General features: G+C 41.6%; 25 protein-coding genes. 8 read left to right on the top strand and 17 right to left on the bottom strand.

Annotation, left to right across the window (positions count from 1 at the left end):
• Positions 1–476 precede the first annotated feature (476 nt).
• The 3 genes from lnt to LH29_RS18900 are packed head-to-tail and all read right to left on the bottom strand — an operon-like array spanning position 477 to position 3,743.
• Positions 477–2,063, bottom strand: a complete 1,587-nt coding sequence (gene lnt / locus LH29_RS18910) for an apolipoprotein N-acyltransferase (protein WP_157493759.1) — start codon at positions 2,061–2,063, stop codon at positions 477–479.
• Between the two features lie 13 nt (positions 2,064–2,076).
• Positions 2,077–2,985: a bifunctional metallophosphatase/5'-nucleotidase gene (locus LH29_RS18905; protein WP_045032732.1), complete on the bottom strand. Its 909-nt coding sequence runs from the start codon at positions 2,983–2,985 to the stop codon at positions 2,077–2,079.
• Entirely contained in the window at positions 2,985–3,743 is a 759-nt protein-coding gene (locus tag LH29_RS18900) for a 5'-nucleotidase C-terminal domain-containing protein (RefSeq protein WP_052671084.1), read from the bottom strand. Before LH29_RS18900 ends, LH29_RS18905 begins: the two co-directional genes overlap by 1 nt.
• A gap of 75 nt (positions 3,744–3,818) precedes the next feature.
• On the opposite strand from LH29_RS18900, the gene LH29_RS18895 reads away from it, so the two are divergent.
• The 3 genes from LH29_RS18895 to LH29_RS18885 all read left to right on the top strand — a co-directional run bounded on the left by LH29_RS18895 (position 3,819) and on the right by LH29_RS18885 (position 6,928).
• Positions 3,819–4,871 carry an N-acetylmuramoyl-L-alanine amidase family protein gene (locus tag LH29_RS18895; RefSeq protein WP_045032835.1) on the top strand — a complete coding sequence of 351 codons (1,053 nt, stop codon included), beginning with the start codon at positions 3,819–3,821 and terminating at the stop codon, positions 4,869–4,871.
• Between the two features lie 129 nt (positions 4,872–5,000).
• Positions 5,001–6,437: a sulfatase-like hydrolase/transferase gene (locus tag LH29_RS18890; protein WP_045032730.1), complete on the top strand. Its 1,437-nt coding sequence runs from the start codon at positions 5,001–5,003 to the stop codon at positions 6,435–6,437.
• A 119-nt stretch (positions 6,438–6,556) separates the two neighbouring features.
• Positions 6,557–6,928: a thiol-disulfide oxidoreductase DCC family protein gene (locus tag LH29_RS18885; RefSeq protein ID WP_045032728.1), complete on the top strand. Its 372-nt coding sequence runs from the start codon at positions 6,557–6,559 to the stop codon at positions 6,926–6,928.
• A 340-nt stretch (positions 6,929–7,268) separates the two neighbouring features.
• Here the strand turns inward: LH29_RS18885 and LH29_RS18880 are convergent, their stop codons facing one another.
• From LH29_RS18880 to LH29_RS18845, 8 genes are all read right to left on the bottom strand, one after another.
• Entirely contained in the window at positions 7,269–7,808 is a 540-nt protein-coding gene (locus LH29_RS18880) for a DUF4924 family protein (RefSeq protein WP_045032726.1), read from the bottom strand.
• Positions 7,809–7,891: 83 nt separating this feature from the next.
• Complete coding sequence (locus LH29_RS18875; RefSeq protein WP_045032724.1) at positions 7,892–8,269, bottom strand: RNA-binding S4 domain-containing protein; 378 nt, start codon at positions 8,267–8,269, stop codon at positions 7,892–7,894.
• On the bottom strand, positions 8,270–8,833 hold the full coding sequence (gene pth / locus LH29_RS18870; RefSeq protein ID WP_045032722.1) for an aminoacyl-tRNA hydrolase: 564 nt from the start codon (positions 8,831–8,833) through the stop codon (positions 8,270–8,272).
• 66 nt (positions 8,834–8,899) lie between these two features.
• On the bottom strand, positions 8,900–9,535 hold the full coding sequence (locus LH29_RS18865; protein ID WP_045032720.1) for a 50S ribosomal protein L25/general stress protein Ctc: 636 nt from the start codon (positions 9,533–9,535) through the stop codon (positions 8,900–8,902).
• A 117-nt stretch (positions 9,536–9,652) separates the two neighbouring features.
• Positions 9,653–10,588 (bottom strand): ribose-phosphate pyrophosphokinase, encoded by a 936-nt coding sequence (locus tag LH29_RS18860; protein ID WP_232302863.1) that lies wholly within the window; start codon positions 10,586–10,588, stop codon positions 9,653–9,655.
• Between the two features lie 201 nt (positions 10,589–10,789).
• Complete coding sequence (yihA, locus tag LH29_RS18855) at positions 10,790–11,386, bottom strand: ribosome biogenesis GTP-binding protein YihA/YsxC (protein ID WP_045032716.1); 597 nt, start codon at positions 11,384–11,386, stop codon at positions 10,790–10,792.
• Positions 11,387–11,432: 46 nt separating this feature from the next.
• The gene (locus tag LH29_RS18850) at positions 11,433–12,416 is read right to left on the bottom strand and encodes a type I phosphomannose isomerase catalytic subunit (RefSeq protein WP_045032714.1); all 984 of its coding nucleotides are present in this window, start codon (positions 12,414–12,416) and stop codon (positions 11,433–11,435) included.
• A gap of 36 nt (positions 12,417–12,452) precedes the next feature.
• The gene (locus tag LH29_RS18845) at positions 12,453–12,752 is read right to left on the bottom strand and encodes a Dabb family protein (protein WP_045032712.1); all 300 of its coding nucleotides are present in this window, start codon (positions 12,750–12,752) and stop codon (positions 12,453–12,455) included.
• Positions 12,753–12,857: 105 nt separating this feature from the next.
• On the opposite strand from LH29_RS18845, the gene udk reads away from it, so the two are divergent.
• Complete coding sequence (udk, locus tag LH29_RS18840; RefSeq protein WP_045032711.1) at positions 12,858–13,472, top strand: uridine kinase; 615 nt, start codon at positions 12,858–12,860, stop codon at positions 13,470–13,472.
• Positions 13,472–14,194 (top strand): 3'-5' exonuclease, encoded by a 723-nt coding sequence (locus LH29_RS18835; RefSeq protein ID WP_045032708.1) that lies wholly within the window; start codon positions 13,472–13,474, stop codon positions 14,192–14,194. Before udk ends, LH29_RS18835 begins: the two co-directional genes overlap by 1 nt.
• A gap of 410 nt (positions 14,195–14,604) precedes the next feature.
• Here LH29_RS18835 and smpB read toward each other — a convergent pair whose 3' ends face one another.
• The 4 genes from smpB to LH29_RS18815 form a co-directional block, all read right to left on the bottom strand.
• Positions 14,605–15,066, bottom strand: a complete 462-nt coding sequence (smpB, locus tag LH29_RS18830) for an SsrA-binding protein SmpB (RefSeq protein WP_045032706.1) — start codon at positions 15,064–15,066, stop codon at positions 14,605–14,607.
• A gap of 16 nt (positions 15,067–15,082) precedes the next feature.
• Positions 15,083–15,646: a Yip1 family protein gene (locus LH29_RS24065; protein WP_052671083.1), complete on the bottom strand. Its 564-nt coding sequence runs from the start codon at positions 15,644–15,646 to the stop codon at positions 15,083–15,085.
• Positions 15,647–15,769: 123 nt separating this feature from the next.
• On the bottom strand, positions 15,770–17,800 hold the full coding sequence (gene uvrB, locus LH29_RS18820) for an excinuclease ABC subunit UvrB (RefSeq protein WP_045032704.1): 2,031 nt from the start codon (positions 17,798–17,800) through the stop codon (positions 15,770–15,772).
• A 127-nt stretch (positions 17,801–17,927) separates the two neighbouring features.
• Positions 17,928–18,527 carry an HAD family hydrolase gene (locus tag LH29_RS18815; RefSeq protein WP_045032702.1) on the bottom strand — a complete coding sequence of 200 codons (600 nt, stop codon included), beginning with the start codon at positions 18,525–18,527 and terminating at the stop codon, positions 17,928–17,930.
• A 109-nt stretch (positions 18,528–18,636) separates the two neighbouring features.
• Between LH29_RS18815 and LH29_RS18810 the strand changes: the two genes are divergently transcribed.
• Both LH29_RS18810 and LH29_RS18805 read left to right on the top strand, forming a co-directional pair.
• Positions 18,637–19,056 carry a hypothetical protein gene (locus LH29_RS18810; RefSeq protein ID WP_045032700.1) on the top strand — a complete coding sequence of 140 codons (420 nt, stop codon included), beginning with the start codon at positions 18,637–18,639 and terminating at the stop codon, positions 19,054–19,056.
• Positions 19,057–19,219: 163 nt separating this feature from the next.
• On the top strand, positions 19,220–20,512 hold the full coding sequence (locus tag LH29_RS18805) for an aminotransferase class I/II-fold pyridoxal phosphate-dependent enzyme (protein WP_045032698.1): 1,293 nt from the start codon (positions 19,220–19,222) through the stop codon (positions 20,510–20,512).
• 214 nt (positions 20,513–20,726) lie between these two features.
• Here LH29_RS18805 and LH29_RS24060 read toward each other — a convergent pair whose 3' ends face one another.
• Together LH29_RS24060 and LH29_RS25040 are read right to left on the bottom strand one after the other, a co-directional pair.
• Positions 20,727–21,350 carry a cysteine hydrolase family protein gene (locus LH29_RS24060; RefSeq protein ID WP_198152501.1) on the bottom strand — a complete coding sequence of 208 codons (624 nt, stop codon included), beginning with the start codon at positions 21,348–21,350 and terminating at the stop codon, positions 20,727–20,729.
• Positions 21,351–21,361: 11 nt separating this feature from the next.
• The gene (locus tag LH29_RS25040) at positions 21,362–21,484 is read right to left on the bottom strand and encodes a hypothetical protein (protein ID WP_262485567.1); all 123 of its coding nucleotides are present in this window, start codon (positions 21,482–21,484) and stop codon (positions 21,362–21,364) included.
• Positions 21,485–21,538: 54 nt separating this feature from the next.
• Here LH29_RS25040 and LH29_RS18795 point away from each other — a divergent pair, with 54 nt between their 5' ends.
• Positions 21,539–24,352 (top strand): M16 family metallopeptidase, encoded by a 2,814-nt coding sequence (locus LH29_RS18795; protein WP_045032696.1) that lies wholly within the window; start codon positions 21,539–21,541, stop codon positions 24,350–24,352.
• The last annotated feature ends 457 nt before the right edge of the window (positions 24,353–24,809 follow it).

Raw genomic sequence — 24,809 nt, 5'->3', positions numbered from 1 at the left:
GTTCAAAAACGCCATTTTCTAACGAAATAAAGTGTTATTTTCTATATTTTCTTATCAAAGGCGGCCCGAAATACCAATTACATATCATAAATATCTAACTGGTAAAGCAACACATATAATACGATGAAAATTTCATAAAAATCGTTACTATTTAATAAACTAACCAACAATACATTACCTTTTCGTTCATTAAAATTAACCTCCAAAATTTGCATATACCAAAGCTTACACCTACATTTGAGTTATACAAAACGAGTTCATTGAGAGAGAAAAAATATTTTCCGCATTGATCTATAAATTGGTAAACTCAACAGAAAAAATTAAACCGAGTAAGCTCTTTATGGTTGTAAAAGCAGGCCTTGTAGTCCCGATTTATCGGGATGAGTCTTCGGACCGGTGGAAGTTTGATCAACCGGGCGCTCAAATCCTGTTATACAGGGGTTTTCACAATGGATTAGTGCGGAATTTTTTTGTCCTTACGCGAACTTTCTCACAAACACCAGCAATACCATTAATACACTAATAAACACCGAAGTACGGGCGATAAAATCGCCATGTTTTACATAGAAAGTAAGTGTTTCGTTTTTGTTAACCGATCCGGCAATAGCGGCTTCCTTCCACCAGTTTGTTGCCTGCAAAACATCGCCACGCTGATTGATAAAACACGAGGTTCCGGTATTTGCCGACCGTGCAATACTTCGCCGCGTTTCCACTGCCCGCAATTGCGAAAACAACAGGTGCTGTTTATAACCACGTGAGTTTTTCCACCAGCCGTCATTGGTGATTACAAAAATTACTTCGGCTCCTTTTTTTATGTAATCAGTCACATAATCTCCAAAAACCGATTCGAAACAAATTACCGGGGCTATCACCGCTTTTTTGCTTACCAGGTTTGAAGCTTCTTTTTGTCTCCCCAGCGAGCCGGAAGCACCTCCCAGATCAATATAATTGTTCTTCAAAAAGGAGAAATACTTTTGAAAAGGAACCTTCTCTACGCCCGCAACCAATTTCGATTTATGGTAGGTCTGCAGCTCTCCGGCTGTGGTGAAAAGCATCGCAGTATTATACCGGTCGTAAGTTATACCGTTGTTGTGCTGTGCCGAATAGGTAATATCGTCCTCGTTTTCGTACACTTTAAATGATGACACACCAAAAACCATATCCGCCTTCTCATACCGTTGAAGAAAACTATCGAGACGAATCAAAAAAGCATTCGATTCAAAAGTAGCTTCATTCCAAAGTGTTTGATGTTCAAATAAGGTTTCAGGGCCAACAATAAAATCGGTACTGTAGCTGGTTACTTTGGCTGCCAAACGAAGAAAATCATCCAGTTTTTGTGTTTCTGCTTCCATATCGAACCTCTCGTTATACGGATCGACGTTGGGCTGGACTATTGCAATGTTTATTGGATTTTCTGCCTCAATGTAAGAGGAATACATCCGAAAAGAAATGATTAAGGGAACGACCAACAAAACCAGTAAAACGGTTGAACTGGTAATCGTTTTTTTCAGTGGGCTTTTTAGCTGAACGTTCCTCAAAAACTGAAAAAGAAAGAGATTCAATAGAAGTATCCATAACGACCCGCCAAAAGTTCCGGTGTATTCGTACCACTGAATGATTTTCACATTATTCGCTAACACACTCCCCAGCTGCAGGCAGGGCCATTCAATGTCCCATTGAAACTGCAAAAACTCCAGCGAAATCCAGAAAACTACCAGCGAAATATAGCCAAGCGGAGACGACATTTCTCTTCGGATGGAATGAGCCCCCCACCAAACCAGCGACATCAAAAAAGCATTAAAGATCATGGCAGCCCCCACTCCCGCCAGCGAAACTTTCATCATCCACCACGAAGCCAAAACATTCCAAATGAGCGCGGCAAGAAAAACATGTCCCCACAGCGAAACCGGAGGAAATCCTTCTTTGTACTTTAAAAAGAAATTCTCGAGATAAAGCAGCGGGATAAGCGCAATAAAAAGCACCCACCCAGGAAATCCGAGCCAGGGCAGACTTAACAATACACCGGTACCAGCTGAAAGTAATAGCCTGTGAAAACGTGTCATAGGCAGTTGATAATTATAGCAGATCGGAATAAACTGCTTTTTTATTCCTCTTTGATTTTTCGAAAACAAAATCAACCTTTCCAACCACAAGACCACCCCACCAGGCTTGATTTACAATTACAGGTTGCCCGAGTTTGTTCTTTTCTTCCAGCGGTTTTTCAAGATACGAATGCGTGTGTCCGCCAATAATTAAATCGGTGAATGAAGTTTCGGCCGCAAGGTCCAAGTCGCTTACCTTCTTATCGCGGTAACGTAACCCTAAATGCGACAGACAAATTACCAAATCACACTTCTTGTCATTTTTAAGGAAACTTTCCATTTTCTGTGCAACAACCAGCGGATCATTATAAACTGTATCGCCGTAATTCTTCTTTCCAACAAGATTCTCCAGTTCGATGCCCACTCCATAAATTCCGATTTTTACTCCGTCGCGCTTAAAAATTTTATACTCCGGGAAACTTCCTGATAAAATGGTATCAGAGAAATCGTAATTCGAAGAAATGATCGGGAACTCGGCATTGGGCAGCGGATTTTTAATCCCCTGCAAACCATTATCAAATTCGTGGTTACCAATGGTACTGGCATCGTAACCGGCCTCGCTCATTACCTTTAACATCAACTCACCTTTAAAGTAGTTAAAGTAGGGCGTTCCCTGGAACATATCACCCGCGTCGAGCAACAAAGTATTCGGATTTTTTTGTCGCTGCAAAGTGGCCAGTTTGGCAATACGTGCCAAACCACCTTTGTTGGCATAACGTTCGTTTGTGCCGGTAAATGGCTCGATATGACAATGAATATCGTTGGTATGCAATATCGAAATCGTAATGAAATCTTCGTGAGCAAATAATTCGTAAGGTACCGTTCCTAAAGTAATTCCGGCTGTTCCGGCGGCAACGCTTCTTATAAATCGTCTTCTATCCATTATCTAATCCTCCCATCCAGTTTTGGGTTAACCTGCTGATTGTTATCAGCCAGTTCTTCCAGGTAATCAATTATTACGTCACGTATTTTTTCACCGGTGTTTACAAACTGCTCATTTTCGGCTAACATTTCAAGTCCGTCGCCACCGGCTGCCACATAATCGTTGGTTACCAACCAGTAACTTTTATCAGCATTAATCTCCTCGCCACCTATTTTCACCTCTGTAGCTTTATCACCGGCAATAACCATTTGTACGCCGCCAACACTACCTCCTCCATGATCGGCAATATAATCGAGAAAGGCCTGCATTTTGTCGCCTTTTAATTCCAGCAAAACCAGTTCATTTTCGAAAGGCATTAACTCAAAAATATTTCCAACGGTAATTTCCCCTTTTGGAAGTGCTGACCGGATACCACCGTAGTTAAAAAACGAAACAGCTGGCTTTAAATTCAGTTGCTGGCTATTGGCTACAACTGCGCCCTGTTCGAGCAATAAGTCGGCCAAAAAGTTGGTCAGTAAACTTTCGGGTTTGTCTTTAACCAGTTCATTTTCAGAGATGGCCAGCACCCGGTTCATATCTTTTTCAAGTATATTTTTATATGGAGTATAAAGCTCTACAATAGTACTATCCATTGTTCCAACCTCTTCTGAGACAGAAACATTCTCGATTTCATAACTTTTTTGAACAAACTGTGTTGTACACGAAAAAGTGAATAACAGGCAAGTTATTAACAACAGGTAGCTGATAGTTTGTCGCATAAATAAATCAGATTTTTTTCCGTTAATTCTATTTTAGCATTAATGTTGTTCAAAGGAAACAAAATAGTAGTGAACATGTTCGGGTTAAACTTACATATAAAATCAGTTACCAAAATAACTTTCGTGTTATTTTTGGCGATAATTCTGCTTCCCTTTAACAGCCTTTCGCAAAGCAAGGAAGTTGTTGCACTAAAAGGCGATGGAATTTACCGTTTGCTAACCAGGCACGGCTTATCATCAGCCGAGTATATGGATGACTTTATTACTTTAAACAAAAGCAATCTGGGGCGAAATAATACCCTGCTTGCCGGAGTAAAATACAAACTTCCTGACACAGCAAAACTGCAGGCAACGCCTGCATCAAGTTCCACTCCATCAAAAGGAACCGGAAAAATGGTGCATTACGATATTTTTGGCAGCGAATATGCCGATATTGAGATCTTAAGTAACAATTTAAAAGGGGCAGTTTATTACCTGGTTGGAGGCCATGGAGGCCCTGACCCCGGCGCTGTTGGAAAATACAATGGGAATCTGGTATGTGAAGATGAATATGCTTATGATGTTACTTTGCGACTGGCTCGCCGTCTTATAGAAGAAGGCGCAACAGTTTATATGATTACCCGCGATAAAAACGACGGAATTCGAGATGCTGTTACTCTGAAAGCTGACAAGGATGAAGTTTGTTATCCCAATCTCACTATCCCTCTAAATCATACCCGTCGATTGCGTCAACGTACTGATGCGGTTAATCAGCTTTATAAAAAACACAAAGGTTCTTTTCAAAGGATGATTGCGGTACATATTGATTCCAGGGGACGAAGCGAAAATATCGATATCTTTTTCTATCACGACAAACGCAGTGAAACCGGTGAAAAAGCATGTAAAATTCTTCGTGACACGATTGAAAAGAAATACCACGAAGTTCAGCCCAATCGAGGTTACACCGGCACAGTATCAACCCGACCTTTGTATGTGGTTAAAAATACCTGGCCAACTGCCATTTTTATTGAACTGGGCAATATGAACCATGAGCGCGATGTAAAACGTTTGGTTATACCCGACAACCGCCAGGCTGTGGCCAACTGGTTAGCCCTGGGATTGATAAAAGATTTTTCTACAAATAAATAAAATGTTAATCGCGAGTGACCGAACCTGGCTGATGGGGCTGGGTCACTAATCACTTAACCTGAATACCCTTCTTCTGATCTCCGTAGATTCCCAAATATTTTTAAATTTATAGCAGCAAACTAATCAACAATGAAAAACCTAATTCTTGCTGTTACTGCAGTTTTGTTTTTATTTGTCTCCTGTATCGAGACTCAACAAGAGAATAAAAAGCCCAATATCCTGTTTATTTTTGCCGACGACCAAACTTACGAAGGCATTTCTGTACTGGGCATTCCCGAAGTGATTTCTCCCAACCTTGATAAACTTGCCCATTCGGGTGTAACTTTTACCCATGCCTATAACATGGGAGGCTGGAACGGAGCCATTTGTGTGGCCAGCCGTTGTATGCTGAACACAGGACGATTTATATGGCGCGCCAAAGAGTCGGAAAAAGATTACCCCGAAATGAAAGCCAACAACCAGTTCTGGAGTCTTTTAATGCAGAATGCGGGTTACGACACTTATATGACCGGAAAGTGGCACGTAAAAATGGCAGCCGACAGTATTTTTCAGCATGTGCGTCATGTGCGCCCCGGAATGCCGCCATCGGTACCCGAAGCTTACAACAGGCCTCAAATGCCGGAAGATACTACCTGGTTACCCTGGCACAAAAAATATGGCGGATATTGGAGCGGAGGTAAACACTGGAGCGAAGTAGTGGCCGACAACGCCATCGATTACCTGAACATGGCCAAACAAAGCGAAAATCCGTTTTTTATGTACCTGGCTTTTAATGCACCGCACGATCCGCGCCAGTCGCCAAAACGATTTGTGGATATGTATCCGTTGGAAAATGTTTCAGTGCCTGAAAATTACCTGGAGCTGTACCCTTACAAAGACAGTATCGGTTGTGGCCCCGACCTGCGCGATGAGCGATTGGCACCTTTTCCCCGCACCGAATATTCCATCAAGGTTCATCGCCAGGAGTACTATGCAATTATTACCCACATGGATGAACAGATAGGCCGTATTATCACTCACCTGAAGGAAACCGGTCTGGACAAAAACACCTACATACTTTTTAGTGCTGACCATGGACTTTCAGTTGGGCACCACGGGCTGATTGGAAAACAAAATATGTACGACCACAGCATGCGTGTTCCGTTAATTGTTGTGGGGCCGGATATTCCTGAAAACGAAAAACGCGACATGCAGGTCTATCTCCAGGATATAATGGCTACCTCGCTTGATTTGGTCGGTGTTGACAAACCCGGGTACGTGGAGTTTAACAGTTTAATTCCGCTGATCGATAAAAGTGCCAATCAAAGTTCATATCCGGAAATATACGGAGCCTACACAGAATTGCAGCGTATGGTTCGCAGCGATGATTACAAACTAATTGTTTACCCGAAAGCAAAAAAAATACTGCTTTTTGACCTGAACAACGATCCGCTGGAAATGAATGACCTGGCTGAGAATGCCGCCTTCAAAGAAGTTAAAGAAGAACTCATTGTAAAACTTAAAAAACAGATGGAAATGATGGATGATCCACTGGATTTGCATCCTTATTTCCCGGAATTATTTTAGAAATACCTGACTCCTTATTTCAATGTATCGTCACTCGCCTTATGCACTTCTAAACATGCTTTGGAAAAGCAGGAACCTTGCTTTTTCAAACTCTCGGGCAACTTGTTTGTTCAACTCAAGTGAAGCAAGATCAAAAAATAATTCTTTTTGACGGGATTTGTAAGCTCTGTAATTCCGCCGTGGATTTCATTATAGAAAAAGCGCAGGAGAACGATTTTAAGCTTCTGGCGCTACAATCGGAAGAAGGGCAACAAATTTTAAAGGAGTTTGATTTGCCGCTTGAAATTAACGCCGTAGTGCTTATTCAAAACGATAAGATATTTTCTGAATCGGATGCAGTACTTGAAATCTGTAAACACCTAAAAGCTCCGTGGAATTGGCTAACTGCGTTTAAGCTACTACCTAAAAGCTGGCGCGATAGTTTGTATCGTTTTGTGGCCAATAATCGCTACAAATGGTTTGGCAAAAGAACCAGTTGCCGTACTTTTTAATGGATAAACCCCTTCCCTGCATTTAATATTACCCTGCGAGTATATAATATCGTAGTGCGAGCTACTAATATTTACGTGCGAGCTATTTTTAATATAGTGCGAGCTATAAATATAGATGTGCGAGTAAGAATTATTGCCATGCGAGTATAGCTCGCACCTGTTTATTAGTAGCTCGCATGTGTTTTTTTGTTGCTCGCATTCCATTATCTAATGCTCGCACGCCTTTATTAATTACTCGCAAGGCATTTTTACCTGCTCGCAGCACTATTTTTATAGCAGGAGTATCTGAAAATAGAAAGGGATTGGTTACTGTGTTTCGGGGAATTGAAGTAAAGATTATTTAGAAATCAAAATCACCGTTTTCGAAATCGCGGTATAGTTTCGATAAATCGCCCAACCATTTGCTAATACGTTTTATGGCCTCCAGGGTATCAATCGAAATATCTTTTTGTTGCATTTTAAGCAGCAGAAAACCGTAAACAGCGGTAATTCCCAGGTCTACATCATTTTTGGCTTCCGGGTTTTTCTCTTTCAACTCCGATACCAGCCCCGCAACAGTTTTGTAGGTTTGCACGTACATACCGTCTTTCGAGGTTTCCATCAGCTTTAAATGAAAATCGTTTACATCCGAAACCAGGTTGTCAAGAAACTGAAAATGCCCTTTCTCCCTGATTTGTTCTTTATCCATCATCAGCACCAAATTGGCATACCAATCAGTTATGGCAGCTTTGGTTTTATCATCGGCTTTGTAATTGGCTACCAAACGTTCCTCGATAAGCTCCATGTCCAGTTTAAAAGCCCTGATCATGTCTTCAATTTGATACAAATACAAGATGTATTCGGCAATATTCTCTTTTCGTTTTTGTTTTGCTACAAGCATAATTTTTGTTTTTTGTTTCGAGCTGCGAGCCGCGAGTTACGAGTATCCAGTATCCAGAATCAATCCTTCATCCCTTCAATCCCTTACCACTCAAAAAAGTCATCCAAATCACGGCGGTCTTTTTTGGTTGGTCGTCCGGTGCCTTTTTCGCGAACACTCCAGCGCATGTTTTTTTGCATCTCGAGCAATTCGATTTCCTCGGGTGGCGTTACATCCTCAGCAAAATCAGTAACCAGTTTGGCTCCCATTCTTTTTCCGGTAAGCGCCAGCACTTTAAAACTTTTGGTAATTGGCGATTTCCGCACCTTTACGATCTCTCCTACATGTACTTCGCGCGAGGCTTTTATTACTGAATCACCAATTGTTACATGGCCTTTTTTACAGGCTTCGGTAGCCTGACTGCGGGTTTTAAAAATCCGCACGGCCCACAACCATTTATCTATGCGAACTCCTTCAGCCATTTATCGCTTGTTATGGAAATTCATTGTGCGCTCGACACCAAGTGTTCCAAAGCTTTTTATTATTTCAATTGAATCGTCTATTTTAAACGGCAATTCTTTTTGCTCTTCTTTCGACCACTCGCCCAACACATAGTTTACCTGGTGCCCTTTATGGAAATCGTCGCCAATGCCAAAACGCAAACGGGCATAATCGTTTCGTCCCAGCACCTGGTTAATGTTTTCGAGCCCGTTGTGCCCTCCAGCCCCGCCTTTAGCGCGTACTCTTAGGGTACCAAATGGCAATGCCAGGTCGTCAACCAGCACCAGCATGTTTTTTATATCGATCTTCTCTTTTTGTAACCAGTAATTTACTGCCCGCCCACTCAGGTTCATGTAAGTGGTTGGCTTTAACAAAATAAACGTTCGGCCTTTGAACTTATATTCAGCCACAAAACCGTAACGATTATCGTTAAAACTAATATTGGACGCCTCAGCGAGTGCGTCCAATATTTGAAAGCCAATATTATGGCGAGTATTTTTATATTCTGGTCCTATATTACCGAGTCCGGCAATTAAGTATTTCATCTGTTTTTCGTTTTATTTCAGATGAATCGCCTTGACTAAACAAGACGCATTTCACATGAATATAATTTATTCTTCAGATGCTTCTGAAGTTTCAGCACCTTCTGCTGCTGCTTCTTCTTCCTCATCGTCGTCAACCATTGCACCGGCAGCCGATCTTGCAGCTCTTGTAATACCAACACCAACGATTACGTTCGATTTAGGATCTAACAGCTCGATTCCCGGAATATTCAGGTCAGCCACTTTAATACTTTGGCCGATATCAAGTTTTGTTACATCAATATTGATTGTATCAGGTAAGTTCGCAGCCAAAGCTCTTACGCTCAAACGACGAAGTGTGCTGTTTAATTTACCACCTTTTCTTAAACCTTTAGCAAAACCTTCAATTTTTACAGGAATGTTGATTTTTACTGGTTTATCATCTTTGATTTCAAGGAAATCAACGTGAAGTACCAACTCCTCAACCGGGTGCCACTGAATGTCTTGCATAATTGCTTTATATACAGTACCATCAATGTCTAGGTCGATAAGGTATACGCTTGGTGTATAAACTAATTGTCTTAACTCGGCAAAAGAAACTGCGAAGTGAATTGGCTGCTCGCCACCGTACAATACTGCAGGAGCTTTCTCTTCAACGCGAAGTTTTTTTGCGTCTTTCTTTCCAAGAGAACTTCTTAATTCTCCTTTAATTACTACTGATTTCATTTTAAATAATTTACGTTAATAAATATGGTACTCAGTCCTCCCTTCCTGTGGGTCGGGCAAACAGCATGCACATCATTAATGCGTCTGCTTATGGAAAAAGCGGTGCAAAAATAGAAATTATTTATAATATAACGAACTTATTGACTGATTTTTATAAACCCTGCGAATGGCTTCACCAAAAGCCTCGGCAGTTGTGATATATTTAATTTTATCGCAGCCTGTTTTTGGTTTAATCGAATCGGTAAAATATACTTCTTCCAACTCCGATTTTTCAATTCTTTCCAGGGCCGGTCCCGACAATACTCCGTGTGCCGCAAAAGCTCGAACACTTCTTGCACCTTTTTTCTTCATCAGGTTGGCAGCTTTGGTAATTGTTCCTGCAGTATCAATCATGTCGTCAACAATAATTACGTCTTTGTTTTCAACATCACCAATAACGGTCATGTTACCCACCTCGTTAGGACGTGCACGTGTTTTGTGACAAATAACGATACCGGTGTTTAACATTTTTGCATAGGTATTGGCACGCTTTGTACCACCCACATCCGGCGACGCGATAACGACATTATCCAGTCCCATTTTTTCGATAAACGGAACAAAAAGCGTTGATGCGTATAAATGATCTACCGGTACATCAAAAAATCCCTGAATCTGGTCGGCATGCAAATCCATAGTAATCAGCCTGTCGATTCCGGAAACGGTAAGCAGGTCGGCAACCAGTTTCGCACCGATAGAAACCCTTGGTTTGTCTTTACGGTCCTGACGCGCATAACCAAAATATGGTATTACGGCAATTACTTTGTAGGCGCTTGCACGTTTTGCGGCATCAACCATTAACAAAAGCTCCAACAGGTTATCGGCAGTTGGTGGTGTCGACTGCACGATAAAAATATGCGAGCCACGAATCGTCTCTTCGTAACAGGGTTCAAATTCGCCGTCGGCAAAAACCGGGCACGACGAATGTCCCAGATCAACGTCCAGACTATCGCAAATTTTTTCAGTTAAATGCCGGGTTGCTCGTCCGGTAAAAATTTTAAGTGGGTGAGTTTTCATCTCCATTTATTTAATGATTTTTTGTTTCAACAAATTGTGTTGGAGTAGATATGGCGAGCCGGTAAGACCACATTTCAGAAGTAAAATTCAGCAATACTCTATGTTTCGCCATCTTGATTTCTTTAATAGTAAAGATTTTGCAAAGTTAACAACTTTACATGTTTCTAAAATAATTGTTAGCTCATTTAGTTCAACGAAAGTCTAGTGGGCTTTATTCACCTCGTCTATCATTCGCAGAATTTCGTCTTTTCCAATGCCCTTTTCAGCCGAAGAAACAAAATACCCGGGCATTGTTTCCCAAATTTGAAACATCTTTTCTTCGTATGCTTTCAAATTGTCTTCCAGCTCCTTAGGCTTCAACTTATCGGTTTTGGTAAAAACTATATTGAAAGGAATTTCGCTAATGCCCAGCCATTCCATAAATTCAAGATCAACTTTTTGTGCCTCGTGGCGCGAGTCGATCAAAACAAACAGGCAATACAGGTTTTCCCTTTTCAGGATATAATTTTTGAGCATTTTCTCCCATTTCAAGCGCTCGGCTTTTGGCACTTGCGCGTAACCGTAACCGGGCAAATCAACCAGGTACCATTCTTTGTTGATAAGGAAATGATTGATCAGGCGGGTTTTTCCGGGTTTGCCCGAAATTTTTGCCAACGATCTTTTATTCGTAAGCATATTTATCAGCGATGACTTGCCCACATTCGACCGGCCTATAAAAGCATACTCCGGCCGATCGGGTGCCGGACATTTGTCGACTGCAGTATTGCTCATCACAAACTGAGCTTCTTTTATCTCCATAAAAGGTGCGTTTTTAGAATGATTTCTTAAGGTAAGAAATATTCTGCTATTTGATATAAACCTCGAGGATTTTTACTGATTCGCTTTTGGGTTTCAGTTGCACCGACTCAAGGCTGGCCGGCAAAAGAACGGTCTCTCCCATCGATACTGTTTCTGATCCTTCTTCCGTAACGATTTCAAAATCACCTTCCATAGTCATGTAAATAACAAACGAATCAAGCTGGTTGTAATCTTTATCCTGCTCTTTATCAAATTCGATAATATTGGTAGTGAAATACGGGCAGCTTACAATTTCTACCGCTTTGTTCTTCTCTGTCTTGTAATCTGTTTTATACTGGCTCGAATACGAAAAATCGATGGCATCCAATGCCAGATCAGTATGTAATTCGCGCTCGTTTCCGTTGTCGTCTTTACGGTTGTAATCGAAAATACGGTAAGTAACATCCGATGTTTGCTGAATTTCGGCCACCAAACAGCCTTTTCCAATAGCATGAACACGGCCTGCCGGAATAAAGAAAACATCGCCAACCTGTGCCTCATCGTAATGCAGTAAATCGGTTAATTTACCCGAGTTGAAATATTCAAGGTACTTTTCGCGATCAACTACCTGGTTAAATCCGGAGTTGATAAGTGCGCCTTTTTCTGTACCGGCCACATACCACATTTCAGTTTTTCCGAAGGCATTGTGTCTTTCTTTCGACAGTTTATCATCGGGGTGAACCTGAATAGACAGATCGTCCTGTGCATCGATAAATTTTATAAGTAGCGGAAATTCATTTCCAAACTTTTCATAAACCTTGTCGCCTACCAAATCGCCCATGTATATTTCAATCAACTCGTTCAGGTCGTTGCCGGCCAAAAAGCCATTGCTTACCACCGAAATGTTTCCATCAACCCCCGAGAGCTCCCAGCTTTCGCCACAGTTGGGCATGTCGCCAAAATCTTTATTCAGGATGGTTTTCATTCGGTTTCCACCCCAGATTTTTTCATGAAAGATCGGGTTGAATTTTATCGGATACAGATTACTCATAATTCGTACGGATTATCTTTTAAATACTATAATAAATTAAAAGTTGAAGTCAACAGCAGCACGTGCCTCTGTGGTTTCGCCTACACGTTTTACCACTTTTAAATGCTCGGGATGCACACGATATACATCCAGGTCTTCAACACTTTCGAAATGCGAAATCAAGGCCAAATCGTAACTTTTCGAGTCTAACTCGTAATTTTCACCTACTTCAATATGCTTTAATTCGGCAATTTTATCTTTTAAACCCAATAGCATTGCTTTTAGTTCGGCAATTACTTCCGTTTTTTCTTCGGCCGGATAATCCTTCAATTTAAAAAGAACGACGTGATTAATCATTGCTGTCTATTTTTTGTAACTTGTACTTTTATGGCTGCGAAAATAGTGTTTTCTTAGCGTTTAATTTTAATCTTCAATTATCATTTAACAATTAAATTGGACAGTATGCTGGTAATTGGCATTGCAGGCGGCACCGGATCGGGTAAAACCACGGTTGTAAAAAAAATTAGCGAGAAGTTCTGCGATAACGAAGTAGCTATACTTTCGCACGACTCGTATTACTACGACAACAGCGATCTTTCGCTGGAAGAACGCAGGCAGAAAAACTTCGACCACCCCGATTCCATTGAGTTTGATTTAATGATTGACCATGTAAAAAAACTAAAACAAGGGTTATCTATTGAAGAGCCGGTGTATTCATTTATCAGCTGCACCAGGCAGGCAGAAACAAATATTGTTAAACCAAAACAAGTACTGATAATTGAAGGAATTTTGTGTCTTACAAATGCTGCATTACGCGATTTAATGGATATAAAGGTTTATGTTGATTGTGACTCGGATGTTCGGCTGGCACGCGTAATACAACGAGATATACAAGAGCGCGGCAGAGACGTGGAACAGGTGCTTAAACGCTACAAAAAAACGGTTCGCCCAAGTCATATTCAGTTTATCGAACCAACAAAACGTTACGCCGATATTATTGTACCACAGGGAGGCAAAAACAAAATTGCCATACAGATTTTAACCAACCACATACTACAAACTTTAAACAAAAGCTGATGCTTAAAAACTTAAACATCGAAGAAATTCTTTTTCTCGACATTGAGACTGTACCGCTGGCACCGGAATATACCGTGCTAAACGAAAAATGGCAACAACTTTGGGAGCGCAAAATGCAGTTCCAGATCAACGATGGCAAACTACCGCACGAGTTATATGAGCGTGCCGGAATTTATGCCGAGTTTGGTAAAATTGCCTGTATTTCGGCCGGTTACGTTGTTCAGAAAAAAGGTGAACCTTATTTTCGTGTGAAATCGTTTTATGATGAGGACGAGAAAAAGCTGATCCAGAATTTCTTTAATGCGCTGGATAGTTTTGCACGCGCCGGAAAACGCCGACTTTGTGCGCACAACGGCCAGGAATTCGATTTCCCCTACATTTCGCGAAGAGCTTTGGTAAACAATTTAACCCTTCCGAAAGTGCTCGACATTGCCGGTGCCAAACCCTGGGAGGTAAAAGATATTTTGATCGACACCCTGCAACTCTGGAAATTTGGCGACTATAAACATTACACCTCTTTATCGCTGCTGTGCGAGCTTTTTAATATTCCAACACCAAAAGACGACATCGACGGTAGTCAGGTTGCTAAAGTTTATTGGGAAGAAAAAGATATTGACCGCATTGTAAAATACTGCGAAAAAGACACCATGGCCGTTGCCAACCTGTTGCTAAAATACAAAGGCGATATGATTATTCCTTTTGAGAATTTGGAAAGTGTTTAGGAATGAGTTACTGAGGGATTGAGTAACTGAGGGATTGAAGGAGTGATTCTGGATACTGGATGCTGGATAGTCAACGATACTTGATTTCACACACTCGTAGCTAGTGGCTAGTGGCTCGCAGCTGAATACTTGATCCTGGATTCTCGATTCTCGATGCAACTCCGTGACTTCTCTGCGAATCTCTGTGGTTTACTTCTCTTGATAAAAGATTGACAAACTGATAAATTGTTGAATTGAAAGTGTACAGTGTGCTGGATGCTTGATCTTGAATTTCGGATACTTGAAGATACTCGTAACTCACGTCTCGCAGCTAGATACTTGTAACTTGCAGCTGCTCTTCTCAACTTTTGCTACCGACGCTACGGTCGGGATTTCGCTACGCTCAACTTTCTGCTTTTGCCTTGAGCCTGCTAAAACTTCATTGCCCGATCGATATCGCGTTTGGCATCTTTGCTTTTTAATGTTTCACGCTTATCGTATGTTTTTTTACCACGAGCCAGTGCAATTTCGAGTTTTGCCAGGCCACGGTCGTTAACAAACAGTTTTGTAGGCACAATGGTAAGTCCCGATTCTTTTACCTTTTTATCGAGCTTCTCAATTTCCTTTTTATTCAGCAATAACTTTCTGTCGCGTTTGGCAATATGATTATTGACGGTACCCAGCTCGTATTCGGCAATATGCAGATTAATCACATACATTTCGCCCCGGATAAGCGTACAGTAGGCATCGGTGAGATTAACTTTCCCGTTGCGGATAGATTTAATCTCGGTTCCAACCAACTTAAGTCCGGCCACAAAACGCTCGATAAGCTCATAATTAAACGAGGCTTTACGGTTCTTTATGCTAATATTTTGTTGTGGCTTATGTGACATATTTCCGGTGATTAAATTAAAAAATCAGTAGCACTTTCGACAAGAAAACGCTTAAAAAACTAAATATAAAGAAGTTAACCACAATTGTGATTATTATGTAGCTCTGTTCCTTATTTTCAGGGAAAGTTAGCAACTCTTTTGCTCCAATCCAAAACAGGTAAAAGCTGTAAATTCCAAAAATATCAACCACGTATAAAAACGGGAACAGACCGGTAATTACCGAAACCAAAAGCATCGGTGTCATGGAATAGACAACCAGTTTACGTGCCAGATCTATATTCTTTTCTCCTCCGAAAGTCTTCATCAGCTCTTTGGTAAAAAACACACTGATAAAGTATTGCAAAACAAAAAGTAAAATTTCGCGCGCTGCCTTTAACAAGGGGAACTGAATAAAAAAGTCGGTGCGTTTGAAAAACTCGCCAATAAAAACAGAAACTGCCCCTGCCAATGCTATTGGCAACAGGTAAGTCAGCCAAAGTTGTTTACTGTCGGCCGTTTCTTTTTGCTCCACCCAAAACCCATTCGGATTTACAAGGATCAGCTTAACGTCACTTATCAATTTTGAAAATGAAAACTCCATTTATCACAATTTTGCGGCAAAAATACACTTTTTTAAAGAACAGACTATTTATGCGGCCCCGGATCACTTTTTCGTCGCGTTAAATTAGCTTAACCGCACATTATTGCCGTCAGCCAAACCTGTCTATTTTTTCTTTCCCTGCTTACGCTCCTGAATCAAGGCCTGTAAAGCAAACATCTCGTCGCGCAAACGGGCTGCTTCAATAAAATCAAGATCCTTAGCTGATGCCTGCATTTGCTTTTTCGTTTTCTCAACCGCTTTTTCCAGCCCTTCAACACTCATATACTGAACAACAGGGTCGGCAGCAATATCAGGCTGTCCCATTCCGCCTTCGTATTCCTGAGTTTTGTCGCTCCGGTATTGGTAACCAATAATTTCGCGTGTTGGTTTTACAATTGCTTTCGGTACAATATTGTTTTCTTCGTTGTACTTCAACTGTTTTTCGCGGCGGTAGTTGGTCGAGTCGATGGTCTTTTGCATGGAAGCAGTAATCTTGTCAGCATACATAATTACCATGCCGTTCAGGTTACGCGCTGCACGTCCTGCGGTCTGTGTCAGCGATCGTTCGGAGCGTAAAAAGCCTTCCTTATCCGCATCCAAAATGGCAACCAACGACACTTCCGGCAAGTCCAGTCCTTCCCGCAGCAGGTTAATTCCTACCAGCACATCAAACTCCCCTTTTCGCAGTTGCTCCATTATTTCAATGCGTTCCATGGTATCCACATCGGAGTGAATGTATCGGGTTTTTACGCCCATATTCACCAGGTATTTCGAAAGTTCTTCCGCCATCCTTTTGGTAAGGGTGGTAACCAGTACGCGCTCGTTTTTATCGATACGGAGATGAATTTCGTGCAGCAAATCATCAATCTGATTGGTACTTGGCCGCACATCGATTATCGGATCCAATAAACCGGTAGGGCGAATGATCTGCTCAACCACAACACCTTCGCATTTGGCCAGCTCATAGTCGGCAGGCGTAGCACTTACATATACCACCTGATTGACCAGGGTTTCAAACTCTTCAAATTTCAGCGGGCGGTTATCAATGGCAGCGGGCAAACGAAATCCGTATTCCACAAGGTTTGTTTTCCGTGAATTATCGCCTCCATACATGGCGCGTATTTGCGGAATGGTAACGTGGCTTTCGTCAATTACCACCAGAAAATCATCGGGGAAATAATCCATCAAACAGAACGGTCTGGTTCCCGGTGCTCGCCCGTCGAAATAACGTGAATAGTTTTCCACTCCGGGGCAATAACCCAGTTCACGCATCATTTCCATGTCATATTCGGTACGCTCTAAAATACGTTTGGCTTCCAGCGGTTTTCCTATTTCTTTAAAAAACGCTACCTGCTTTACCAAATCATCCTGAATTTGATGAATGGCCGATTTCATGCGGTCTTTTGTGGTAACAAAAATATTGGCCGGGTAAATTACAATCTCATCCAGCGTTTCGATTGTTAGTCCGTCTTCAGGATCAAAACTTGCCAGTTCTTCAATCTCATCGCCCCAGAAAGTTATGCGGTAAGCCACATCGGCATAAGCAGGAAAAATATCAACGGTATCACCTTTTACCCTGAAATTTCCCCGTTTAAATTCCACTTCGCTCCGGCTATACAACGCTTCAACAAAATTGTACAACAAGGCATTTCGCGAAACTTCGTCGCCAACTTTTACCTTTGTTACGTTAGCATGAAAATCCTCCGGATTTCCAATTCCGTATAAACACGAAACCGACGAAACCACTACTACATCGCGCCTTCCTGACAGCAAAGCTGAAGTTGCACTCAGTCGTAATTTTTCAATATCCTCATTAATCGAAAGGTCTTTTTCAATGTAAGTATCGGTGGTTGGCAAATAAGCTTCGGGCTGGTAATAGTCGTAATACGAAACAAAATACTCCACAGCGTTATTTGGGAAAAACTGTTTCATCTCGCTGTACAACTGAGCGGCCAGCGTTTTATTATGGCTCAGCAACAACGTGGGGCGCTGCACCTCTTTTATAACATTGGCCATTGTAAAGGTCTTTCCCGAGCCGGTTACCCCAAGCAGGGTTTGAAAACGCTCTCCGTTCTCTATTCCTTCAACAAGTTGTTTTATCGCCTCGGGCTGATCTCCGGTAGGTTTATAATCTGATACTACATTAAAATCCATTCGACTTTTTAAGTATTATTCCCTTCAAATTTAGTCGTAAATAAACGACCTGCATATTCTTTCTCCCGATTTTTTGCACACAATTAATCTGGCTGAAGGTTAACTACCTCAGATTAATCCCGATATGTTATGCTTTAAAAACATCGTAATAATCGGTTACCAGTGTGGCCATCATTCCGGCGGCACGCGCGGCTTTCATTCCCGGCTCTCCGTCCTCAAAAACCTGGCAGTCTTCGGGTTTTACGCCCATCTGTTCGGCACAACGTAAAAATGTCTCAGGGTGCGGTTTTGGGTTTTGCACATCGTTGGCAGAAACCAGTATTTCAATGTAATCTTTTAAGCCAATAATCTCAAGCGTTTTCCAGGAGAGACGGGTATAACCGCCGGTTCCAACAGCAATTGGCAACTTCCCGTGGTATTGTTTTACCAGATCGATTACCGGATCAATTGGTTTAATTTTGTCCATCATACGTTCGTATTCTGCCTCCTTTTCATTCCCCACTTCCTCAGGATTCAGCGACGCCCCATAAACCTCGTTAATTTTAACAATGGTTTCCACCACCGGAACACCTGCCAGTGCCAAAAACATTTTTGCAGAATAATCAATACCATACTTTTTAAGGATCTTCTGGTAAGCAACAAAGTGCACAGGCATGGTATCGGCCAGTGTGCCGTCTAAATCGAATATTAAACCTTTGGCTTTCGGATCTATTTCTAATTTTTGCATTGTTTTTCAATTATTTCAGGCGAAAATAAGGTTTTACAACTTGTAAGCACAAAAGGCTTTTTACATTTAAGAAAAATTTTAAACTTTGTTTCCGGTAATTTAATAATCAATGACAGAAGTATTTCTTTACACCTTTCCTCAGTGGATCATTTTCGCCGCATTGTTTGGCATAATTTACGGTTGGGTTGAAAACAAAAAAGCGTTCCGTTTAGTTGGCCTTGCAGCGTTTATCGCTTTGGGCTTGTTTTCGGTATATGTTTTTCTGGGCGACTACCTTGCACCCGGACAGTTTTTAACTCCCGAAGAGATAATGCACGAAGAATTAAACGACGAAATTATTAATGAAGCGCCCATTGAAGCACAGCTTTTGCCGGCATACCTCAGTTTTATTGGTTCAGCGGTATTGGCACTGGTAGCTATGGTACTCGACTGGCTGAATAAAAAACAATATCGTTTATTCACGGTACTTGCCGGTTTGGTGGCTTTACTTGGCTTTTTTATCGTAGTTGGAGCCGTGCGGTCGGTTTAGATTGAAGCTACTTTTTCGGCATATCCCAAACATTCCTCAAGCCTGTACTTTCAATATGTTAGCTATTTATCAAAAATGAATTTGACTTGTTAAAAAAACTTCGCTTTTCATTAAGGGTTTTCCTATCTTGCACCAAAATTATAACAGACAAATATTATTGATTATGAATCCACAGGCTGCTGAACTTAACAGCGTAATTCAAGCAAAAAGCACACCCGTTTTTGAACTGCTTTCTGAAAGAGGCAAGAATATTTTCTTCCCTAAAAAAGGAATTCTGGGACAAACCGCTGAAGCTAAAGGAACAAAGATTAATGCAACCATTGGAGCCGCAATTGAGGACGACGGAACACCTATGCGACTGGAAGCTGTGGCTTCAAAGATCAATATGGATCCATCGCTGGTATTTCCTTATGCCCCAAGTTTTGGTCGTCCTGATATCAGGGCAAAATGGAAGAGCATGATCTACGAGAAAAACCCGTCACTCGATGGAGTTGAACTGAGTTTACCGGTAGTTACCAATGCTCTTACGCATGGTATCAGCATGGCAGGTTATATGTTTGCCGATGCAGAAGATGAAATTATTGTTCCCGATCTTTTCTGGGGTAACTATAATCTAACCCTTACCAATGCTTACGGTTGTTCGTTGGGCAAATTCAACCTTTTTAAAGATGGAGGTTTTGACCTTGAATCGTTTGAGGCCAAATTAAACGAAGGCGGAATCGGTAAAAAAATCGTTATTCTGAATTTCCCGAATAACCCATCGGGTTATACACCAACTGTTGAAGAGCAGGATGCCATTGTGGACATCATAAAAAAAGCTGCTGAAGCGGGTAACAAAATCGTTACCATTACCGACGATGCTTACTTCGGACTGGTTTACGAAGAAGGAATTGCTACCGAAAGTATTTTCGCACCATTGAGCCAGTTACACGAAAATGTGTTGGCTGTAAAAGTTGATGGCGCTACAAAAGAAGATTACGTTTGGGGTTTCCGTGTTGGATTTATCACCTACGGAATTAAAGGTGGCGACGCTGAATTATACAGTGCGCTGGAAGCAAAAACTGCAGGTGCCATTCGTGGAAACATTTCGAATGCAGCCAATATCTCACAATCGTTACTGCTTTCAGCTTTCGAAAGCGAAGAATACGCACAACAAAAAGAAGCAAAATACCACATCATGCAAAAACGTTACGATGCGGTAAAAGAAGCTTTAACCGACGAAAAATACAAAGAGTGTTTTGAAGCTATTCCATACAACTCGGGCTACTTTATGTGTGTTCAGTTGGCAGAAGGTTTGGTTGGAGAAGAAGTTCGCCAGTTGCTGATTAAAAAATACGGAATCGGATTAATTGCCTTGGGTAACGTATTACGTGTTGCCTTCTCGGCAGTAGCCGCTTCTGACGTAAAAGAAATGTTCGACGGTATTTACCACGCTTGTAAAGACTGTAAGAAATAAAAATATTGTACGCAGTTTTAATTGACTGTTAAAGAGCCGTTTTTTCAAAAAGCGGCTCTTTTTTTATGCCATTTCGAAAAACACTTCTTGCTATGGGTTTTGAACCGCTTAGCGCTTAAAAGCTCACAATCTAATTTTGCACGCAGATATCACAGATTTTCGCAGATCGAAAACATCAGTGCCATCGGCTAAATCCGCGTTATCTGCGTTCGTTTTAAATCACACTTTCCAAATCTTCAAAGGCCATCATTTCAACGCCCAGCTTTTCCCACGCCTCAAAAGGCAAAGGAATGTTGGGTAGTTCTTTTATCGCGTCCTGCAAAACAATAACACGCTTCACCCTTTTCGACAGGCCAACAACTGCATCGTTTACACAAACATTGGTGGTTACACCATAAACCACAACAGTTTCAGGTGACAGAATTTGAAGAATATTGTCAGTATAAGGATTTCCGGCAAACACATCAAAAGCATCTTTCCGGATAAGTATATTTCGTGCTGATCTAACCGCATCAAAAGTATCATAGTCTTTATCCCAGTCAAACTCCACTGCATTTTCAGGTTGCGTTTCGGTAACGTATTCCGCTCCCGGAGTGTTGGCCATACAATGCTGAGGGAAGGTATTTACAAAGTCCGGTTCATCAGAAAGTTCTTCCGATTCCGGATAATGGTAATCGGCCGTATTCACTACCCGTATATTTTTCTCCTTTGCAAAATCAGTGATTTGTTGCCACAGCGGTTTTATCTTTTCGGCCCCTTTTACATATAATTTACCTTCGGGTTCCACAAAATCCACCTGCGTGTCAACGTTCCAAAATATAAGTTTCTCGTTTCCCATTTCGCTCTTGTTTAAATTCGGCGTTCGTTCCATTCATCGGTGTCGCCGGTTATATCCTCTAAAATTACAAAAACAAAAAAAATAATTACTATTTTCATCCTTTCTGTAATTTCAGATGTTAATACTATACTCACAGAGTAATACTTAAAATCAAACACAGTTCAACAACGAACTACAAAAAAGAAAATATGAAGAAATTTGTTTTATCGATGCTGGCATTTTTAGTAATCGCCCCGTTTTTTGTGTCGGCACAAGACATGCTCAAACAAGCAGTTCCGGTTGATCCCGCCATCAGAACAGGAAAACTGGATAACGGAATGACTTATTTTATCCGTCATAACGAGGAGCCCAAAGAGCGGGTAAGTTTTTACATGATACAAAATGTTGGTGCCCTGCTTGAAAACGATAACCAAAATGGTCTGGCGCACTTTCTCGAGCACATGGCCTTTAACGGCACCGAGCACTATCCGGGAAAAGGCTTTCTGGATTACCTCGAAAAAAACGGCGTGGCTTTTGGCCGAAACATCAACGCATACACCGCTTTTAACGAAACGGTATACAACCTGAGCGATGTACCTGCTACCCGCGAAGGACTTATTGATTCGTGCCTTTTGGTACTTAACGACTGGTCGAATTACCTGTTGCTAACCGAAGAAGAAATTGATTTGGAACGCGGTGTTATTTCCGAAGAGTGGAGAACACGACGTAATGCAAGTTTTAGAATGCGCAGCCAGTGGTTTCCTGTGGTTTTTGAAGGTTCGAAATGGGCCGAGCGCGATATAATTGGCGACCTCGACATTATTAAAAATTTCGAGCCCGAAACTTTACGCAGTTTCTACCACGACTGGTACCGTACCGATTTGCAGGCGATTGCCATTGTTGGCGATATCGACGTTGACCAGGTTGAAGCAAAAGTAAAAGAGCTGTTCTCGAAAATACCGGCTGTTGAAAATCCACAACCACGCCCGCAATTTGAAATTCCGGAGCACGATGAAACAAAGTTTGTTTTGGCAACCGACGAAGAAGCTACAAACTCAAGTATTTCAATCTATATTAAACACAAAGCCACTCCGCGCGAAGACAAAAACATTGGTTACCTGCGCGAAGATTATATTGTCACTCTTCTGAATCAAATGAGCGGCGAACGAATTTCGGAGCTGCTTCAAAAAGGAAATCCTCCTTTTATTTCAGGAGGTGTTCAGGTTGGAGGTTTTGTGAGAGGCTACGATGCAGCATTTATTTCGGCCACAGCAAACCCCAATAAAGAAGATGAAGGACTGAAAGCGATTTACACCGAAGCGCAACGTATCGTCCGTCATGGATTTACCGAGGGCGAACTGAACCGTGCCAAAGTAAACCTGCTTACCTCGATGGAAAGTGCCTACAAACAACGCGACAAAATCAGTAACGATCAATATGTAAGCGGCATTCAAAACTACTTTCTGGAAGGCGAACCGCTTACCGACGCCGAATTCGACTGGCAATTTGGTCAGGCAATTCTGGAAACCATCACGCTGGCCGATGTAAATAAAATGGCTACTGATATGTTCGTTGACAAAAACCGTGTAATCGTAATCACGGGGCCAAACAGCGACGTAAAACACCTTACCCAGGACGAAGCTTTTGCGATTTTGGCCGAGGTTGAAAATTCGACTATCGATCCGTATGAAGATACAGCTGAAGCCGCATCGTTGGTTGAAGGTGAATTACGGGGTGCTGAAGTTGTTTCAACAAAAAAGCTGGAAGACCTTGACGCTGTAGAATGGAAACTGAGCAATAATGCCACCGTGGTGTTTAAACATGCCGACTACGAAAAAGATGAAGTATCACTGCGTGCTTACAGTCCGGGAGGAAACTCATTGCTGGGTACCGACGATCTTCAGGCTGCCACAATGCTTCCTCAGTTCATCGGATCGTTTGGTGTTGGCGATTTCGACGCCATTGCTTTACGCAAAGTATTAACCGGAAAAACCGCCTCTGTGGCAACCAGTTTGGGCGATGTTACCGAAGGATTTAATGGCGGCAGTACTCCAAAGGATTTTGAAACAATGATGCAGTTGCTTTACCTGCAATTCAATAATCCTCGTTTTGATGAAGAAGCTTACGAAGCGTTAAAAAGCCGCTACGTAGCCTACTTGCAAAACATGGCCAATAATCCGCAGAAGATTATGAGCGATTCGATGTCATTAATCGCAACCGGATATAACGAGCGTACAAAACTGATGTCGGCAACAATGTTTGACGAGATCACTTTCGCTCAAATGGAAGAGCTGTACCAGGACCGTTTTAAAGACGTCGGAGACTTCACCTTTTTTATTGTTGGAAACATCGACGAAGAAGTGGCAAAGGAAATGGCCGTTAAATACATTGGATCCTTAAAAGACCTTCCGGGCGAAGAAAAGTGGGTTGACCACAAAGTTAGAATGCCGGATGGCATCACCGAAAAGAAAATTGAAGTACCCTTACAAACTGAAAAAGGAACGGTTTATATTCTTATCCGTAAAGAGTTGGGCTATTCACCCGTAAGTAATGTTGAGCTGAATGTTTTAAAAGCAATTCTGCAATTGCGTTACACCGAAGAAGTGCGCGAAAAAGAAGGCGGAACTTATGGTGTTGGCGTTGGTTCATCATCGAATCAATACCCGTACGAGCGGAAAACTTTACAAATCAATTTTGATACCGATCCTGAAAAAGCTGATCATCTGAAATCGATCATCTTCCGCGAAATAGAAAAGATCGTTGCTGACGGCCCTACTCAGGAAGACCTGGACAAGGTTATTCTGAACCTGAAAAAAGAGCGGGCACAAGCCAAAGAGCATAACAATTACTGGATGAATGCGCTTTATAACAAATACTACCACGGCTTTAATCCTGATGCAGAAGAAAACTTCGATGAAATTCTGGATGGCCTAACAACTGAACAAATTCAGAAATTCACAAAAGAATTTTATACCGATGCGGATGTTGTAGATGTGGTATTCCTACCGAAAAAGGCAGAATAAAAAAGTCATTTCAACGATAAAAGAAAGTCCATGGTTTTTGAATCATGGACTTTTTTATTGAAAAGTCCTCATTTTTATGAGTGTTGCCGTTTGAATTTCGTCCGGAAGAACCGCCTGGCTTCGTTCATTTTTTCTTCGCCGGACGATTGAAATCAAATTATCCTGCCCCAGGGCGACGTAATTCGCTGAATTACTCTGCCCCGGGCTAAAGCAAAATGCACTTTCAGTGCTTTTTCTTTTTTAAAACAACAACCGATTGAATATTACAGGGCTGAAAGTCCGTAATAATTCAGCCCCGGGCAAACGAACCGCCGGATGGCGGAAAGTGTCGTCCGGGGTTAATGATAAGCATTAAAAAAGGCGCAAATGCAAAAACAGATTGAAAATGAAACGTGTCATGCCCTCATATAGAGGTCCTTTCTTGAAAATTAAGCGTAAAATATTTGTGTATAAAGGG

The sequence above is a fragment of the Draconibacterium sediminis genome (assembly GCF_000949475.1).
GTDB classification, from domain to species: Bacteria; Bacteroidota; Bacteroidia; order Bacteroidales; family Prolixibacteraceae; genus Draconibacterium; species Draconibacterium sediminis.
This window is presented reverse-complemented; position numbering and strand designations above follow the sequence as displayed.

Excerpts from the sequence above, each read along its gene's own strand:
- lnt (WP_157493759.1), bottom strand. The coding sequence starts at position 2,063 with ATGACACGTTTTCACAGGCTATTACTTTCAGCTGGTACCGGTGTATTG.
- LH29_RS18905 (WP_045032732.1), bottom strand. The coding sequence starts at position 2,985 with ATGGATAGAAGACGATTTATAAGAAGCGTTGCCGCCGGAACAGCCGGA.
- LH29_RS18900 (WP_052671084.1), bottom strand. The coding sequence starts at position 3,743 with ATGCGACAAACTATCAGCTACCTGTTGTTAATAACTTGCCTGTTATTC.
- LH29_RS18895 (WP_045032835.1), top strand. The coding sequence starts at position 3,819 with ATGTTCGGGTTAAACTTACATATAAAATCAGTTACCAAAATAACTTTC.
- LH29_RS18890 (WP_045032730.1), top strand. The coding sequence starts at position 5,001 with ATGAAAAACCTAATTCTTGCTGTTACTGCAGTTTTGTTTTTATTTGTC.
- LH29_RS18880 (WP_045032726.1), bottom strand. The coding sequence starts at position 7,808 with ATGCTTGTAGCAAAACAAAAACGAAAAGAGAATATTGCCGAATACATC.
- LH29_RS18875 (WP_045032724.1), bottom strand. The coding sequence starts at position 8,269 with ATGGCTGAAGGAGTTCGCATAGATAAATGGTTGTGGGCCGTGCGGATT.
- pth (WP_045032722.1), bottom strand. The coding sequence starts at position 8,833 with ATGAAATACTTAATTGCCGGACTCGGTAATATAGGACCAGAATATAAA.
- LH29_RS18865 (WP_045032720.1), bottom strand. The coding sequence starts at position 9,535 with ATGAAATCAGTAGTAATTAAAGGAGAATTAAGAAGTTCTCTTGGAAAG.
- LH29_RS18860 (WP_232302863.1), bottom strand. The coding sequence starts at position 10,588 with ATGAAAACTCACCCACTTAAAATTTTTACCGGACGAGCAACCCGGCAT.
- yihA (WP_045032716.1), bottom strand. The coding sequence starts at position 11,386 with ATGGAGATAAAAGAAGCTCAGTTTGTGATGAGCAATACTGCAGTCGAC.
- LH29_RS18850 (WP_045032714.1), bottom strand. The coding sequence starts at position 12,416 with ATGAGTAATCTGTATCCGATAAAATTCAACCCGATCTTTCATGAAAAA.
- LH29_RS18845 (WP_045032712.1), bottom strand. The coding sequence starts at position 12,752 with ATGATTAATCACGTCGTTCTTTTTAAATTGAAGGATTATCCGGCCGAA.
- udk (WP_045032711.1), top strand. The coding sequence starts at position 12,858 with ATGCTGGTAATTGGCATTGCAGGCGGCACCGGATCGGGTAAAACCACG.
- LH29_RS18835 (WP_045032708.1), top strand. The coding sequence starts at position 13,472 with ATGCTTAAAAACTTAAACATCGAAGAAATTCTTTTTCTCGACATTGAG.
- smpB (WP_045032706.1), bottom strand. The coding sequence starts at position 15,066 with ATGTCACATAAGCCACAACAAAATATTAGCATAAAGAACCGTAAAGCC.
- LH29_RS24065 (WP_052671083.1), bottom strand. The coding sequence starts at position 15,646 with ATGGAGTTTTCATTTTCAAAATTGATAAGTGACGTTAAGCTGATCCTT.
- uvrB (WP_045032704.1), bottom strand. The coding sequence starts at position 17,800 with ATGGATTTTAATGTAGTATCAGATTATAAACCTACCGGAGATCAGCCC.
- LH29_RS18815 (WP_045032702.1), bottom strand. The coding sequence starts at position 18,527 with ATGCAAAAATTAGAAATAGATCCGAAAGCCAAAGGTTTAATATTCGAT.
- LH29_RS18810 (WP_045032700.1), top strand. The coding sequence starts at position 18,637 with ATGACAGAAGTATTTCTTTACACCTTTCCTCAGTGGATCATTTTCGCC.
- LH29_RS18805 (WP_045032698.1), top strand. The coding sequence starts at position 19,220 with ATGAATCCACAGGCTGCTGAACTTAACAGCGTAATTCAAGCAAAAAGC.
- LH29_RS24060 (WP_198152501.1), bottom strand. The coding sequence starts at position 21,350 with ATGGGAAACGAGAAACTTATATTTTGGAACGTTGACACGCAGGTGGAT.
- LH29_RS18795 (WP_045032696.1), top strand. The coding sequence starts at position 21,539 with ATGAAGAAATTTGTTTTATCGATGCTGGCATTTTTAGTAATCGCCCCG.